Here is a 15,013-nt window from a genome sequence, read left to right on the forward strand (position 1 = left end):
CTGCACCCCAACTACACGGACAAACGACCATAGAAGCGTTTAGATAGTGCAAGCTATGGTGCTATGCAACATCGGCACCAGGAGACGCGGCGACCCCCGCGCGCCTACGACTTGGATGAACTCACCGGTTCATACGACGCAGAGCGCGATCCGTACGCCGAAGACCTCACGGAGCCCAAGGGCGTACGCGCTCTTCGCCTGGCCAAGCGGGCGGCCACGAGCACTGCCGTGATCATGACGCTCGTCATCGTCCTCGTCTTCGTCATCGTGGCGAAGACGAACTTCGGCAAGGGCAAGCCGCCGCCCGGCGCGGCCGACATGTCCACCAACGAGATGCTCAAGGAGCTGTCGGGGTACCAGATGGACCCCGTCGTCGCCGGTGCCGAGGCGCAGGCCAAGCGCCGCGCCTACGAGAAGGCGGTCGCGGCGGAGAAGGCGGCCAAGAAGAAGGCGGCCGCCCGCGCCAAGGCGCTCAAGGAGAAGCGCGAGTGGGAGGCGCTCAAGAGGCGCATGAGCCACAACCCGAGCGCGGCCGAGAACCAGGCCTACGCCAAGAAGATGAACGCGCTCAAGGGCTGGGGCGGCTGCTGGGGCTCGCTGCTGACGATGTGGAACCACGAGAGCGGCTGGAACGAGCACGCCACCAACCCCGGCAGCGGCGCGTACGGGATCCCGCAGGCCCTGCCGGGCTCCAAGATGGCCTCGGCCGGCGCCGACTGGCGCAACAACGCGATGACCCAGATCGCCTGGGGACTCGCCTACGTCGGCTCCCGCTACGGAAACCCCTGCAAGGCCTGGGGCTTCTGGCAGGCGCACCACTGGTACTGAGCCGCCCGGCGCCGACCGCGACGGCCCCGCGGGCGTAGGCACCGGCCGCGACGGCCTCGCAGTCGTGGGCGCCGCGCGAAAGGGCGCGGCGGACGAGAGAGAGGCCGGCGCGGCGGCTCCTCAGCTTCCCCGGCCCGCCAGCACGGCCGCGAGGTCGGACAGCATCGCGATCCGCTCGGCGCCGACCTCGCCGGCGGCGCCGGAGAGCGCGGCGATCGCCCGGTCGGTGCGCCGTTCGGCCGCACGGTGCGCGGCGGTGATGCCGCCGCTGTCGCGTACGAGGCCGGCCGCCTCGCGCACCGCCTCGGGGTCGGCGGGAGCGCCGTTGACGCCATCGGGCCGGACGCGGGCGAGGACGCCGGCGAGCTCCGGCCGCTCCCGCAGCGCGCACAGCACCGGCAGCGTGTAGACGCCCTCGGCGATGTCGTGGCCGGCCGGCTTGCCCATCGTGCCCGAGGTCGAGGTGAGGTCGAGCAGGTCGTCGACGATCTGGTACGCCATGCCGAGTTGCAGGCCGTACTCGGCCAGCGCGGCGGTCGCCTCCTCGCCGAGGCCGCCGGCCATCGCGCCCAGCCGGCAGGAGGTCGCGAACAGCGCCGCGGTCTTGCCCTCGATCGCCGCGTAGTAGTCGTTCTCCGACCGCGCGGGGTCGAACAGCGCGGCGGACTCGCGCGCCTGGCCGTCGCACAGCCGGATGAACGTCCCGGCCGCCAGCGAGCCCTCGGCCCGGCCCAGCTCGCACGCGACGGCCAGGGCGCGGGCGAGCAGATAGTCGCCGGCGAGCACCGCGCGTACGTTGCCCATGCGAGCGTTGGCGCTGGTGACGCCGTGCCGCTGGGCCGCCTCGTCCATGACGTCGTCGTGCACGAGGCTCGCCAGGTGCAGCAGCTCGACGACGACGCCCGACGGGATGGAACGTTCCCGCTCCCCCGAACCGGCGTACGCGGCGGCGAGCACCAGCAGCGGACGGAGCCGCTTGCCGCCCCCGAGGATCTCGGTCACGGTCTCGCCGATGATCGGCACGTCGCCGACGACGGCGGACGCGACGCCCGCCGTGCACTCCTCCAGGTCGGCGGCCAGGCGCCGCTCGCCCGCGAAGTCCGCGACGGCGCGGTGCGGGGCGGCCGTGAGCAGCACGCCGGTGCGACGGCGAACGTCCGTACGGCCGGCGGCGTGGTCCGGAGCCGCGACCACCGCCGAGTGTCGCAACGCGTCCGGTGATGTTCCCAACAGAACCTCCCGTGAGTGGGGGACGGGCAGCGCTCGTTGATAACACAATTCGTGAATCCGCCGGCGATTGGATTGTGCGGAGTTTTCCGAGGCGGACTCAAGACTCAAGGCCAGCAGAGGTCACCGGTGTTCCGGAAAGACCGAAAATATGTTATAGTCGCGGCCTATTATCGGGTAATCAGGGTTTAATCGAGATTCGACCGCCGTCGTCTATCGTGACGCTGACATCGGCTTTCTCCACCACAGATGATCTTAGCGGCCCCGCCCGCGCGGAGGAAAGCGCACCACCGCCGCCGCCGTTACGGAGCTCGCGCCGGCCATTGCGATGACCGGAACCCGATGCGGGACCGCACCTCGTGGCCCGCTCGTGGATTCACGCCCATGCGCGACACTTTCCCGTTCGGCCCGGAGGCGGATGGAGTGCGTTTTCCGTACCGCGGCCCCGTGCCTTCCCGCGGCTCAGGTAACGGGGAGTTTGGAGGCGACCGACCGTACGAGTTCGGGGAGCACGGTGTGCACCCAGTAGGCGTGTGCGTCGGTCCGCTTCGGCTGCCCGGTGAATCTGTCGATGAAGAGCGTGGGCCCCGTGCCGACCGAGAAGGCGATGTGGGACATGCGGCAGTAGTAGTCGGTGCCCACCAGCACGCATTCGCGCGCGCCGAGTCCCCCGGGCACGCGGGGCCGCCCCTTGGCGAGGGTGTCGTAGTTGTCCTGGACCGTGTCGCTGTCGCCGACCGCGACGTCCTCGACGCGCACGAGGTCGGGCTGGGATCGCGGTCTCTTCTCGTCGCCGGCGACCCAGAACCGCGTGTCGCAGGCGGTGCCGGGGGCGTCGCGGTCGTCGTCGCCGGCGGCCTCACCCAGGTTGGTGACGCGGATCTGCTGCTCGTGCGGTGTCTGCTCGACCTTGGTGACCTGCGGCAGAACGGCCTTGAGGTCATCGGCGGTCAGCAGTTCACAGGCCTTCGGCCAGCTGTCGAAGCGCGTCAGGCCGTCGGCCTCGGCCGGCGCGAGCTTCAGCGTGGAGGCCGCGATCCGCGGTGCTCCGACCCGTATCGGCGGCGTGGTCGGCACGTGATGCCCGCACGACGCGGCCGTCAGCGTACCGGCGACCAGCGCGGCGGCCGCCGCCCGTCCTCGTGTTCGCGCCATGACACCGCGACCCTAACCGGCCCGGCGCTTCCGGGCGACGACACGCGCTCGCCGCGTGGCGCCTCAGGTGGAGACGCGACCTGTGCCGAGGCGCCGGCGGCCGCGTGCCGCCCGGGTCAGCCGCAGGCCAGCAGCGGCGGGCCGGAGTCGTCCTGCTGCTCCTGAGGCTCCTCGTCGAGGGCGCGCTGGGCCTGAAGCTCGCGCAGCGCCTTCAGCAACGGAGCGTCGGTCTCGTCGCGCCCTCCGACGTACTGGATCGCCTCGGTCAGTTCTTCGCTTGTGAGCTGCGACAGCGGCTTGCCGCCGGCCTTCCACAGCGGGCTGACGCCCTCGTTCATCTGTCCCAACACCTCTTCCCCCCGGGTCCCGGCGAGCCCTGCGGGCATCGGCCGGGTAACAGAGCATGGCAAGTTCACCTATGACGTGAACGTCAGGCGCACGGTTTCAATGCCGAATCGTGATCGATCGGTTTCCGGGGGCCGTCTCGAAGCCCCCGTCCGCGGACCCTGGCTAGCGCGGCGCGGGCACCGTCCGCGTCGGACCGGGCGCGACGATCTCCGCCGTGCACTCCGGGCAGCGCCGCGCCCGGATCGGGATGTTGCGCGTGCACTCCGGGCACTCGCGCTCGGTGGCCTCCACGTCACGCTCGAACAGCCGGAGCAGGCGGGCGACGGGCAGCACGATCACGAAGTACACGACCGCCGCCGAGATCAGGAACGAGATCGCCACGGTGAGGAACGCGCCGTACTTGAACGAGGTCCTGCCGACATGGAGCACGAGGCCGTCGAAGTTGGGCTTGCCCCCGACCAGCGAGAGGAGCGGGTTGATGAACGAGTCGACGAACTGCTTGACCAGGGCGCTGAACTGCGTCCCGATCACTACCGCTACGGCGAGGTCGACCAGGTTCCCGCGCAGGATGAACTTCCGGAAGCCACTCATGACCCTTCGCTTGCCCTCCGTGCTGAATGCATGCGTGATCCGCCCGCCGGTCGCTCGTACCGCCGGGCTCGGCGCACCACCGTAGCGGCGCGGCGCCCGGAACAGAGCCGACATCATCGGTTACGGTCCGATGATGACCGATATCACTGACTTCAGTGGGCTGGTCGCCGCGGAACACGGCCTGGTGGTCGTCTCCACGCTCCGGGCCGACACCAGCGTGCAGTCGACCGTGGTCAACGCCGGCGTGCTCCCGCATCCGGTGCGCGGCCACGACGTCGTCGGCTTCGTCGTACGCGGCGGCACGCGGAAACTCGCCAACCTCCGCGAGCGCCCACGCGCCACCGTCACGATCCGGGCCGGATGGCAGTGGGTCACGGCGGAGGGGCCGGTGGAGCTCGCCGGGCCCGCCGACCCGCTCGACGGCCTCGGCCCGGACGGCCTCCGGCGGCTGCTGAGAGACGTCTTCACCGCCGCGGGCGGCGAACACGACGACTGGGACACCTACGACCGCGTCATGGCGGAGGAGGGCCGTACCGCCGTCCTCCTCACCCCGGACCGCGTCTACTCCAACCCCTGACGGCCGCCTGCCGGCGGGAACGGGGGCATCATCGTCTCCATGACGGATGAGGACGGTTACCTGCTCGCCAACGCGCGGGCGGAGGCCGGGACGCGGTTCGAGGCGCTGTCGGCGATATTCGACCCACCGACGTTCCGGCGGATCGACGGGCTGGGGATCGCGGCCGGGTGGCGGTGCTGGGAGGTCGGGGCCGGAGGGCCGTCCGTCCCGACGGCGCTCGGCGAGCGCGTCGGCCCCACCGGACGGGTGCTGGCGACCGACATCGACGTCCGCTGGACGCGTGCGGCCGCGAGCGAGGTCGTGGAGGTGCGCCGGCACGACGTCGCCGGCGACGACCCGCCGGACGAGGCGTTCGACCTCGTGCACGCGCGTCTGGTGCTGGTGCACGTCGCCGACCGCGAGCGTGCACTGCGGTCGATGGTCGCCGCGCTGCGGCCCGGCGGCTGGATCCTCCTGGAGGACGCCGACCCCGCTCTGCAGCCGCTCAGTTCCCCGTACGAAGACGGGCCGCGCGAGCGGCTGGCCAACCGGATCCGCACCGGGTTCCGCGCGATGCTGGCCGAACGCGGCGCCGACCTCGCGTACGGCCGGCGGCTCCCCGCGTCGCTCCGGGCGGCCGGGCTGACCGACGTTGCGGCCGAGGCGCACTTCCCGATCGCCTCCCCTGCCTGCGACCTGCTGGAGACGGCGACCATCGCCCACATCCGCGACGGGCTGGTCGCCGGCGGCCACGCGACCGAGGAGGAGGTCGAGCGGCACCTGGCCAACGTCGCGGCGGGCGGCATGGACCTGGCCACCGCGCCGATGGTCGCGGCCTGGGGTCGCCGCCCGGAGTGAACCGCACGGGGGCGCCGGCCGTCTCACTGGTGGGGCGGCCGACACGACAGGGGGCCCGGTGCAGTTCATCGAGTCGAGCATCGTCGGGCTGCGGTCGGCGGTCATCACGCTGACGTGCCGCACGAGCCCGCTACGGTTCATGCTCTTTCCCATGGTCCACGTGGGAGAGCCCTCCTTCTACGCCGAGGTCACGGCGCGCGTGCGAAAGTGCGCGATCATCGTCGCCGAGGGGCCGCCGGCCGGCACGGTGCCCCTGCAGGAGCGGATGTCCCGGCTGCGCCTCGACCACCTCGTCGACCAGAACAACGCGCTCGACCTCGGGTCGCTGGGCATCCCGGTCTTCTGGGAGGCCGTGCCGCCTCCCGCACGGACGCCCGCCGAGCGGGTCCGGCACACGGCCGAGGACGCCTTCGGCGCGGTCGCGCTGCGCCTCCTGGGGCGGTACGGCGATCCGCTCAAGCTCCCGAGCCGCGACCAGGCCGAGTCGTACGACGAGCGCTGGGTGGAGGGACGCGCCGCGCGGTGGTTCCGCGACCGCGTCGTCGACCGGCGGGACGACGCGCTCAACCGTCGGCTGTCCGCGCTCTACCAGGAGCATCGCGAGCGGCCGATCACGGTGGCGGTGGTGTACGGCGCCGGGCACATGCCGGCGGTCGTCGAGCACCTGCGGGCGGAGTTCGACTACTCCGTCAAGGAGGCGGAGTGGCTCATGGTCGCCGCCGCCCCGAGCTGACCGGCCCCGCTCGGCGGTCCTGGGAGATGGACCCGCCAGGAGCCCCGCGTCACCCCGCCGCGGAGCCTCCGAGCAGGAAGTCCACCATCAGTTGAGTCTGTCCGGCGAGCATCGCGTCCCCGTTCTGGACGACGCAGCCGCGGGCCTCCGCCGCCTCCACGAGCGGCGTTCTGCGTGGCCCGACGATGATGTCCGATACGACCATGCCGGGCCGGAGCACGGCGGGGTCGAGCGGCATCGGGTCGTCAGGCCGCATGCCCGCGCTCGTGGCATTGATCACCACGTCGTGGTCGCCGCGCGCGTCGTTCGCCACCCTCACGGCGACGCCGAGCGCCTCGACGCGAGCGGCGAGATCCTCGGCGCGCGCGTGGGTGCGGTTGACGATCGTGATCGAGTCGGCGCCGGCGCGCGCGACCGCGACGGCGATCGCGATCGCCGCGCCACCGGCGCCGAGCAGCAGCACGCGCCGTCCGACGACGTCCTGGCCGATCGAGCGCAGGCCGGCGAGAAAACCCCCGCCGTCGAGCATGTCGCCCGTGAGCGTGCCGTCCGCCTCCCGGCGGATCACGTTCACCGCACCGGTCTCCGCGGCCGACCGCTCGAGCCGCTGGACGAACGGCACGATCGCCTGTTTGTGCGGCATCGTCACGACCGCCCCGCCGAAGCTGCCGATCGCGCGCAGGCCGGCGACGGCCGGCGCGAGTTCTCCCACGTGGACGAGCATCGGGACGAGCACCGCGTCCGCGCCGCGCTCGGCGATGACGGCGTTCACCATCTCCGGCGCACGGGCATGGGCCAGCGGATCTCCGATGATTCCGAGCACACGCGTCGTGCCGCGCACACCGATCACGACGCCGCCACGGTGGCCGCCCAGGGCCTGCGCCCCGGTCCGGTCGGGTGGGTGCCGGTGACGCCCATGACCACCGAGTAGAGGCCGGTCCGCGCGGTGATGAACAGGCGGTTGCGCTTGGCCCCGCCCCACGTGATGTTGGCGACCCTCTCGGGGATGTTGAGCCGCCCGATCAGCGTGCCGTCGGGGTCGTAGCAGTGCACCCCGTCGTCCATCGCGGCCGCCCAGAGCCGGCCGGCGTCGTCGAAGCGGAGGTTGTCGAAGCGCGCGGCGCCCCGCGCCTCGGCGAAGATCCGGCCGTCGGACAGCGTGCCGTCGTCGCGTACGTCGAAGACCCGGATGCGGCCTGCCCGGGTGTCGGAGACGAAGAGCCGCCGCTCGTCGGCCGAGAAGACGAGCCCGTTCGGAGCATCGAAGCAGTCGGCGACCAGCCGCACCTCGCCGGTGGCGGGATCGATGCGGTAGACGTTGCCCGCGCCGATCTCGCTCTGCGCGTGATAGCCCTCGTAGTCGCTGGTGATGCCGAAGTCCGGGTCGGAGAACCAGATCGAACCGTCGGACTTGACCGTCGCGTCGTTCGGGCTGTTCAGGCGCTTGCCCCGCCAGCGCTCGGCCAGCACGGTGACCGTGCCGTCGTGTTCGGTTCGCGTGACGCGGCGGTTGCCCTGCTCACAGCTGACCAGCCGGCCCTGACCGTCGAGAGTGTTGCCGTTGACGTGCCCGGCGGAGCGGCGGAAGACGCTGACGGCGCCGGTCTCCTCGTCCCAGCGCAGCAGCCGGTCATTGGGGATGTCGCTCCAGATCAGCTGGCGCCAGGCGGGCAGGTAGATCGGTCCCTCGGCCCAGCGGCAGCCGGTGTACAGGACCTCCAACCGGTCATCACCGTACATACACCGGCCGGTACGGAACCGGTCGTCGAACATCTCGTACAGCGCGAGCCGCTCGCCGCTCATCGAGGTCCTCCCCATCCAGGCAAACGCCGAATATGCTTCGACCACCAAGGACGATAACAGGATGGGATATGACATCCTAGGCATGAAACCGAACGGAGTCTCGTGGACCAGACCGATCGCGTCCTCCTGACGTGCCTCCAGCAGGACGCCACCCAGTCCTACGCCGCGCTGGGCCGGGCCGTGGGCCTCTCCGCCGGAGCGGCGCACGAACGCGTGCGGAAGCTGCGGGAGCGCGGCGTGATCCGGCGCACCACCGTCGAGGTGGACCCGGCGGCACTGGGCGACGCCGTCCTGGCCTACGTGATGGTCGACTCGGTCGCCTGGATGGGCGACTCGGGCGAGGACTTCGCCGCGATCCCCGAGGTCCTGGAGGCGCACGTCATCGCCGGCAGCGCATCGGTGCTGCTGAAGGTCAGGACCGCGACCACCGAGCGGCTGCAGGACGTCCTGCGCCGGATCTACGCCATCGACGGGGTCAGCGGGACGCGGGCCACGGTGGTGCTGGAGACCCTCGTCGAACGGCCGGTCTCCCCCGGGGGCGCCGGGCAGGAGTGATCCCGCCCGAGGCCCTCTCAGCCCTCGGACGCCAGGGCCCGCGCCTCGTTCAGCACCTCGTGCACCGGGCGGCCCGAGGCGAGCGCCGCCGCGCGGGCCTCGTCGTACTCCGGCTGCGCGGTCACCACCCGGCCGCCGAGCAGCCCCCGTTTGACGCCCACGACGGCGCCGCCGACGTCCACCTCGACACGGTCGCGCCGCAGCGAGCGGCGCTCGACCGAGGACACCCGCACGCCGAGGCTCGTCGTCCGTTCGAACACCACGCGGCACACCGCGTCGAGGCGCGCCGGCTCGACCAGGACGCTCAGGACCTGGCCCGGCCGTCCCTTCCGCATCAGCGCCGGCGAGCACCAGGCGTCCGCCGCGCCCGCCGTGCGCAGCTCCTCCAGCACGTCCGGCCACAGCCGCGGGTCCAGGTCGTCGATGGTGCTGTCCACGCGGTGCAGCTCCGCGGACTCCCAGCCGGCGGACGACGACGAGGCCGATCCCACGACGACGCGGACGATGTTGGGGTGCCCCTCGGGGTCGGCGGTGCCGGCGCCCGCGCCGACCGCCGTGGGCACGCAGTCGGGCATCGGTCCCCAGCCGGTGGCGAGCGTGGCGAGCAGGGCCGCGCCCGTCGGCGTGCACAGCTCCATGGTGGCCGGGTGCGACCGCAGCGGCGCCCCGGCCTCCGTCAGCAGCTCCAGCACGGCGGGCACCGGGACGGGCAGCGGTCCGTGCGCGGCGCGGACGACGCCGGACCCGGCCGCCACCGGCGACACGACGCGTACCGGCGCGTCGAGCAGGTCCAGGCTGTGCAGGGCGAGCGCGCAGCCGGTGACGTCGGCGATCGCGTCCAGCGCGCCGACCTCGTGGAAGTGGATCCGCGAGACGTCCACGCCGTGCACGCGCGCCTCGGCGCGGGCCAGCCGTTCGAAGACGGCCAGCGCGAACGCGCGCACCCCGTCCGGCAGCGCGGCCTCCGACAGGATCGCGGTGACGTCCGACAGGTTCCGCGACACGTCGTCCGGCGGCACGCGCACGTCGGCGTGCAGGGCGCGCAGGCCGTGCCGCCGCACCGGCGCGACCTCGACCTCGAGCGGGCCCACGGCGAGGCCGCGCAGCCCGGAGCGCACGGCCTCGACGTCGGCGCCGGCGTCGAGCAGCGCCGCGAGCAGCATGTCCCCGGCCGCGCCGTTGCCCGCGTCGACCCAGAGCGCCTTCACCGCGCGGTCCTGCGCGCGATCCGGGCGGCGGCCACCCCGGCGCCGAACCCGTTGTCGACGTTGACCGAGACGACGCCGGGCGCGCAGCTGTTGACCGTGGCGAGCCAGGCGGTGACGCCTTCGAGGTTCCAGCCGTAGCCGACGCTGGTCGGCACGGCGATCAGCGGCGCGCCGACCAGGCCGGCGAGCACCGACGGCAGGGCGGCCTCCATGCCGGCCACGGCGACGACGACGTCGGCCTCGCCGATCCGCTCGCGCTGGGCGAGCAGCCGGTGGATGCCGGCGACGCCGACGTCCACGATCTCGTCGGGCTCGGCGCCGAACACGCCGATGGTCGTGGCGCACTCGCGGACCACCGGCAGGTCCGACGTGCCGGCGGCGACAACCGCGACCCGGCCCCGCGTCTCGGTCCGGCCGAGCACGGCCGTGCGGCCGACCGGGTCCAGCACGGCGTCCGGCAGGTGCTCGGCGCACTCCGCGAGCGCCTCCTCGGACAGGCGGGTCGCGAGGATCGCCCGGTCGGGATGCGCCTCGTGCAGGGCGCGCAGCGCGGCGACGATCTGCCCAGGCGTCTTGCCCTGCCCGAACACCACCTCCGGGTCGCCGGTACGTGCGGCGCGTGCGGTGTCGAGACGTGCGAAGCCCAGGTCGGTGACTCCGTCAGGCTGAGATACCGTCATCGGAGTCCCTCGACTGATAGGTGTTGCATGGTGGACGTTGCGGTCCTCTCCCAGGATCTGCTGGCCGAGATGGCAGGCTACGGCAGAACTCTCGTCGCGTTCTCCGGTGGTGTGGACTCCAGTGTCGTCCTCGCCGCCGCGGTGCGCGCGCTCGGTGCCGGTCAGGTCGCCGCGGTCACCGCGGTCTCGCCATCGCTGCCGGCCGCCGAACTCACCGCGGCGCGGGAGTTCTGCGCCGGCCTCGGCGTCACGCACCACACGCCCGCCACCAACGAGATGGACGTGGCCGGCTACCGCGAGAACGGCCCGCGGCGCTGTTACTTCTGCAAGAGCGTCCTGCTCGACACCGCGAACGCTCTCGCCGCCGACCTCGGCTACGACACGATCACCACCGGCACGAACGCCTCCGACGTCGTCGCCGGGTTCCGGCCCGGCATCCGCGCCGCGGCCGAGCGCGGCGCCCGCACCCCGCTCGCCGACGCCGGGCTCGACAAGGCGGCGGTCCGCGCCATCGCGCGCCACTGGGACCTGCCCGTCTGGGACAAGCCGGCGGCGGCCTGCATGGCGAGCCGCGTCGCGTACGGGATTTCGGTCACACCCGCCCGGCTGGCGCGCATCGAGCGGGCCGAGGCGGCCGTCCGCGGCGTCCTGGGCGGCACCGTGCGCGACCTGCGCGTCCGTGACCTTGGCGACGCCGTGCGTCTCGAAATCGACCCTGAGCTGGTCGAACGCGCCCGCGAGGACCAGGCCGTCGGCGTCGCGATCCGCGACGCGGGCTTCGTTTCGGCCCCCATCAGCGTGGAGATCTTCCGGTCCGGATCCATGAACGACGTTCTGGTGGATTCGGATACGGGAGAATGAACGAGACCTGAATTCGGTCAGACCCTCCCGGCCGTTGGTCGCCGGACTTCCAGCCGTTACTCTTGCCCGGTACAGCTCGCGACGGGACGGCTCATGCCCACGATCGGAGAAAGCCAGCGGATGACGCCAGACCGACATGAGTTCCACCGTCTCGGCAGCTCACACGTACTTCTCACCGGCGCCACCGGCTTCCTCGGACAGGCGACTCTCGAGAAGCTCCTGTCCTCTCACCCGGAGACCCGCGTCTCGGTGCTGATCCGGCCCCGGCCGAACCAGCCGGCGCAGCGTCGCTTCGACGGCCTGCTCCGCAAGCCCGTCTTCCGCGAGCTGCGCGAGCGGCTCGGCGAGGAGGAGCTGCGCCGCATCGCCGCCGAACGCGTCACCGTGATCGAGGGCGACCTGGGCGAGGTGACGCTGCCGGGCGACATCGACGTGGTGGTTCACGGTGCGTCGACGGTCTCCTTCGACCCGCCCATCGACGAGGCGTTCCGCACGAACGTCTCCGGCGTGGTCACCCTCTACGAGGCGCTGCGCAAGGCCGGCGCCGACCCGCACGTGGTGCACGTGTCGACCGCGTACGTCGCGGGCGTGCGCAAGGGCGTGGTGCCGGAGGCCCGCCTCGACCACACGGTCGACTGGCGCACCGAGCTGGAGGGGGCGCTGGCCACCCGCGCCGACGTCGAGCGCGACTCGCGCCGCCCGGAGGTGCTGCGCAAGTCGGTGTCGCGGGCGCAGGGCGAGCACCGCAAGGCCGGCCCGCAGTCGGTCGTCGCCGCCGCCGAGGAGGCCCGCCAGGAGTGGGTCACCGACCGCCTGGTCGACTACGGCCGCGCCCGCGCGCAGAGCCTCGGCTGGCCGGACGTCTACACCTTCACCAAGGCCCTGGGCGAGCGCGCGGCCGAGGAGCTGTGGGGCGAGCGCCGCCTGTCGATCGTCCGCCCGGCGATCGTGGAGAGCTCGCTGCGCCACCCGCACCCCGGCTGGATCGACGGCTACAAGATGGCCGATCCGCTGATCATCGCGTACGGGCGGGGCATCCTGCCGGAGTTCCCGGGCCTGCCCGACAGCGTCGTCGACATCATCCCGGTCGACCACGTCGTCAACGCCACGCTCGCGGTCGCCGCGGCGCCACCCGAGCGCGGCACGCCCGCCTACTTCCACGTCGGGTCCGGCTCGCGCAACCCGCTGCCCTTCCGCGGCCTGTACGAGAACGTCCGCGACTACTTCCGCAAGCACCCGATGCCGGCCGGCGAGCGCGGTCACATCCGGGTGCCGCAGTGGCGGTTCCCCGGCAGCCGGCAGGTCGAGATGATGCTCAGCGGCAGCGAGCGCGCCACCGCGATGGCCGAGCGCGCGCTGCTGCGGCTGCCGGCCTCGGGCAAGACCCGCGAGTGGATGACCGCGGTGCACCGGCAGCAGACCAACCTCGACTTCCTGCGCCGCTACGCCGACCTCTACCAGGCCTACACCCAGGCCGAGGTCATCTACGACGACAGCCGCACGCACGCGCTGCACCGTACGATCCCGCCGGAGCTGGTGGACGAGTTCGGCTTCGACCCGTCGGTCATCGACTGGGGGCACTACCTGCAGGAGGTGCACTCCCCCAGCGTGACCGAGCTGATGCGCGGCTTCTCGCGCGGACGCGGCGGCGGCAGCCGCCGCTCGGCCGCGCCCGCGCTGCCGGAGCGCACCGACATCGCGGCCGTGTTCGACCTCGAGGGCACGATCGTCGCCTCCAACCTCATCGAGTCCTACCTGTGGGCCCGGCTGTCGTCGCTGCCGCGGTCGCAGTGGGGCGGCGAACTGGCCGACCTGGCCCGCTCGCTCCCCCGCTACCTGCGGGCCGAGCGCCGCGACCGGGGCGACTTCGTCCGCGCGTTCCTGCGCCGCTACGAGGGCGCCGACATGGCGCAGCTGCGCGACCTCGTCGACGACACCCTCGGCGACGCGCTGCTGCAGCGGGTCATGCCCGAGGCCGTACGCCGGATCCGCGCGCACCGGGCCGCCGGGCACAAGACCATCCTGATCACCGGCACGGTGGACGTGTTCGTGCGCCCGCTCGCCGGCCTGTTCGACGAGGTCGTGGCCAGCCGGATGCACACCCGCGACGGCGTGCTCACCGGCTACCTCGACTCGCCGCCGCTCGTGGACGAGGCCCGCGCCGCCTGGCTGCGCCGGCACGCCGCCGACACCGGCATCGACCTCGACGGCTCCTACGCCTACGCGGACAGCTACTCCGACCGGCCGCTCCTGGAGGCGGTCGGCAACCCGGGCGCGGTCAACCCGGACCCGTCGCTGTACCGCCATGCCAAACGCAAGCACTGGCGCATCTACGAGTGGGGCGCCCATACCCGCGGACGCGGAGACGTGCTCATGGACACCATCACCGGAACGGTGAGCGCCCGATGATCCTCGCGCTGGAGTACCACCGCTCGCCGGCCCGCTTCCTGGCGGCGCGCGGCCTCACGGCGACCCGCGCCGGCGGCAAGATGAGCGGCATGATCGCCGGCAACGTCTCGCCGATGCGCCTCGTCAACCGGCAGGCGCCCGAGCTGCCCGGCGAGGGATGGACGCGCGTGACGCCTCGGCTGTCCGGCATCTGCGGCTCCGACCTCGGGCTGCTGACCGGGCGCTCCTCCCCGTACCTGTCGCCGATGACCTCGATGCCGTTCGTCCCCGGTCACGAGATCGTCGGCGAGACGCAGGACGACGTGCCCGGCGTGCCCAAGGGCTCGCGGGTGGTGATCGACCCGGTGCTCTCGTGCGCCGCGCGCGGCACCGCCGAGTGCCGCTGGTGCGCCTCCGGCCAGCAGAGCCGCTGTGACCACATCACCGCGGGCCGGATCTCCGCCGGGCTGCAGACCGGGTTCTGCGCCGACACGGGCGGCGGCTGGAGCCGGCAGTTCGTCGCGCACGCCCGGCAGCTGCACGTCGTGCCCGACTCGCTCCCCGACGACCGCGCGGTCCTGGCCGAGCCGCTCGCCTGCGCGGTGCACTCGGTGCGCCGCGTGAAGGTCGCGTCCGGGTCCACCGCCGTCATCATCGGCGCCGGCACGGTCGGCCTGCTCACGCTGCTCGCGCTGCGTCAGCTGACCGACGTCGGCGCGGTGTACGTCGTCGCCAAGCACGGTCACCAGCAGGAGAAGGCCAAGGCGCTCGGCGCCACCGCGATCATCGAGCCCGGCAAGGCCGTACGCGCGCTGCGGCGCGTCACCACCGCGCGGATGCACTCGCCCGAGCGCGGCGGGGACTTCCTCCTCGGCGGCGTCGACGTGGCCTTCGAATGCACCGGCGGCGCCGGCGGCCTCGACACCGCGCTCCGGCTGGTCCAGGCCGGGGGTACCGTCGTGGTGTCCGGCATGCCGGGGGGCAACGTCGACCTGACCCCGCTGTGGTACCGCGAGCTGCAACTGGTGGGGGCGTACGCCTCCGGCGCCGACGGAGCCGACTTCGCCGACGCCATCCGGCTCGCCGAGTCCGCGCCCCTCGACGGATACGTCGGCACGACCTATCCTCTCGCCCGCTGGCGGGAGGCCCTTACGCATGCGGCCGACGCCGGACGTCTTGGCACCGTCAAGGTTGCCTTCGCCCCGGCTCGTTAGGAAGGTTG

The 15,013-nt window shown here is 72.7% G+C and carries 16 protein-coding genes; 8 read left to right on the forward strand and 8 right to left on the reverse strand.

Annotated elements, in window-relative coordinates; translation table 11 throughout:
- Positions 1–63: 63 nt before the first annotated feature.
- Positions 64–828, forward strand: coding sequence for an aggregation-promoting factor C-terminal-like domain-containing protein (locus ABEA10_RS32240; protein ID WP_345470365.1), 765 nt, complete (start codon positions 64–66; stop codon positions 826–828).
- Between the two features lie 120 nt (positions 829–948).
- Here ABEA10_RS32240 and ABEA10_RS32245 read toward each other — a convergent pair whose 3' ends face one another.
- The 4 genes from ABEA10_RS32245 to mscL all read right to left on the reverse strand — a co-directional run bounded on the left by ABEA10_RS32245 (position 949) and on the right by mscL (position 4,149).
- Positions 949–2,058, reverse strand: coding sequence for a polyprenyl synthetase family protein (locus ABEA10_RS32245; RefSeq protein ID WP_345470367.1), 1,110 nt, complete (start codon positions 2,056–2,058; stop codon positions 949–951).
- A gap of 459 nt (positions 2,059–2,517) precedes the next feature.
- The gene (locus ABEA10_RS32250; protein WP_345470368.1) at positions 2,518–3,210 is read right to left on the reverse strand and encodes a hypothetical protein; all 693 of its coding nucleotides are present in this window, start codon (positions 3,208–3,210) and stop codon (positions 2,518–2,520) included.
- A gap of 116 nt (positions 3,211–3,326) precedes the next feature.
- Positions 3,327–3,548, reverse strand: coding sequence for a hypothetical protein (locus ABEA10_RS32255; RefSeq protein ID WP_345470370.1), 222 nt, complete (start codon positions 3,546–3,548; stop codon positions 3,327–3,329).
- 172 nt (positions 3,549–3,720) lie between these two features.
- Entirely contained in the window at positions 3,721–4,149 is a 429-nt protein-coding gene (gene mscL, locus ABEA10_RS32260; protein ID WP_345470372.1) for a large conductance mechanosensitive channel protein MscL, read from the reverse strand.
- Between the two features lie 133 nt (positions 4,150–4,282).
- Between mscL and ABEA10_RS32265 the strand changes: the two genes are divergently transcribed.
- From ABEA10_RS32265 to ABEA10_RS32275, 3 genes are read left to right on the forward strand one after another with little or no spacing between them, the layout of a single operon-like run.
- Complete coding sequence (locus tag ABEA10_RS32265; RefSeq protein ID WP_345470374.1) at positions 4,283–4,726, forward strand: TIGR03618 family F420-dependent PPOX class oxidoreductase; 444 nt, start codon at positions 4,283–4,285, stop codon at positions 4,724–4,726.
- Positions 4,727–4,765: 39 nt separating this feature from the next.
- On the forward strand, positions 4,766–5,563 hold the full coding sequence (locus ABEA10_RS32270) for a methyltransferase domain-containing protein (protein WP_345470375.1): 798 nt from the start codon (positions 4,766–4,768) through the stop codon (positions 5,561–5,563).
- A gap of 58 nt (positions 5,564–5,621) precedes the next feature.
- Positions 5,622–6,296, forward strand: a complete 675-nt coding sequence (locus ABEA10_RS32275; protein WP_345470376.1) for a hypothetical protein — start codon at positions 5,622–5,624, stop codon at positions 6,294–6,296.
- Positions 6,297–6,345: 49 nt separating this feature from the next.
- On the opposite strand, the gene ABEA10_RS32280 is transcribed toward ABEA10_RS32275, so the two are convergent.
- Entirely contained in the window at positions 6,346–7,146 is an 801-nt protein-coding gene (locus ABEA10_RS32280; RefSeq protein ID WP_345470378.1) for a shikimate dehydrogenase family protein, read from the reverse strand.
- On the reverse strand, positions 7,143–8,099 hold the full coding sequence (locus ABEA10_RS32285; protein WP_345470380.1) for an SMP-30/gluconolactonase/LRE family protein: 957 nt from the start codon (positions 8,097–8,099) through the stop codon (positions 7,143–7,145). Before ABEA10_RS32285 ends, ABEA10_RS32280 begins: the two co-directional genes overlap by 4 nt.
- Before the next feature lie 102 nt (positions 8,100–8,201).
- Here ABEA10_RS32285 and ABEA10_RS32290 point away from each other — a divergent pair, with 102 nt between their 5' ends.
- A complete protein-coding gene (locus ABEA10_RS32290; RefSeq protein WP_345470382.1) occupies positions 8,202–8,654 on the forward strand; it encodes an Lrp/AsnC family transcriptional regulator in 453 nt (150 codons plus the stop codon).
- Positions 8,655–8,671: 17 nt separating this feature from the next.
- Here the strand turns inward: ABEA10_RS32290 and larC are convergent, their stop codons facing one another.
- Positions 8,672–9,862, reverse strand: coding sequence for a nickel pincer cofactor biosynthesis protein LarC (larC, locus tag ABEA10_RS32295; RefSeq protein WP_345470384.1), 1,191 nt, complete (start codon positions 9,860–9,862; stop codon positions 8,672–8,674).
- Positions 9,859–10,542, reverse strand: coding sequence for a nickel pincer cofactor biosynthesis protein LarB (gene larB / locus ABEA10_RS32300; protein ID WP_345470385.1), 684 nt, complete (start codon positions 10,540–10,542; stop codon positions 9,859–9,861). Before larB ends, larC begins: the two co-directional genes overlap by 4 nt.
- 27 nt (positions 10,543–10,569) lie before the next feature.
- Between larB and larE the strand changes: the two genes are divergently transcribed.
- The 3 genes from larE (at position 10,570) to ABEA10_RS32315 (ending at position 15,005) form a co-directional block, all read left to right on the forward strand.
- Positions 10,570–11,403, forward strand: a complete 834-nt coding sequence (gene larE / locus ABEA10_RS32305; RefSeq protein ID WP_345470387.1) for an ATP-dependent sacrificial sulfur transferase LarE — start codon at positions 10,570–10,572, stop codon at positions 11,401–11,403.
- Positions 11,404–11,523: 120 nt separating this feature from the next.
- Positions 11,524–13,812, forward strand: coding sequence for an HAD-IB family hydrolase (locus tag ABEA10_RS32310; protein WP_345470389.1), 2,289 nt, complete (start codon positions 11,524–11,526; stop codon positions 13,810–13,812).
- Positions 13,809–15,005, forward strand: coding sequence for a zinc-dependent alcohol dehydrogenase (locus ABEA10_RS32315; protein WP_345470391.1), 1,197 nt, complete (start codon positions 13,809–13,811; stop codon positions 15,003–15,005). The genes ABEA10_RS32310 and ABEA10_RS32315 overlap by 4 nt, the downstream gene beginning before the upstream one ends.
- The last annotated feature ends 8 nt before the right edge of the window (positions 15,006–15,013 follow it).

Origin of the sequence: Actinoallomurus oryzae (genome assembly GCF_039541955.1) — a bacterium.
GTDB lineage: Bacteria > Actinomycetota > Actinomycetes > Streptosporangiales > Streptosporangiaceae > Actinoallomurus > Actinoallomurus oryzae.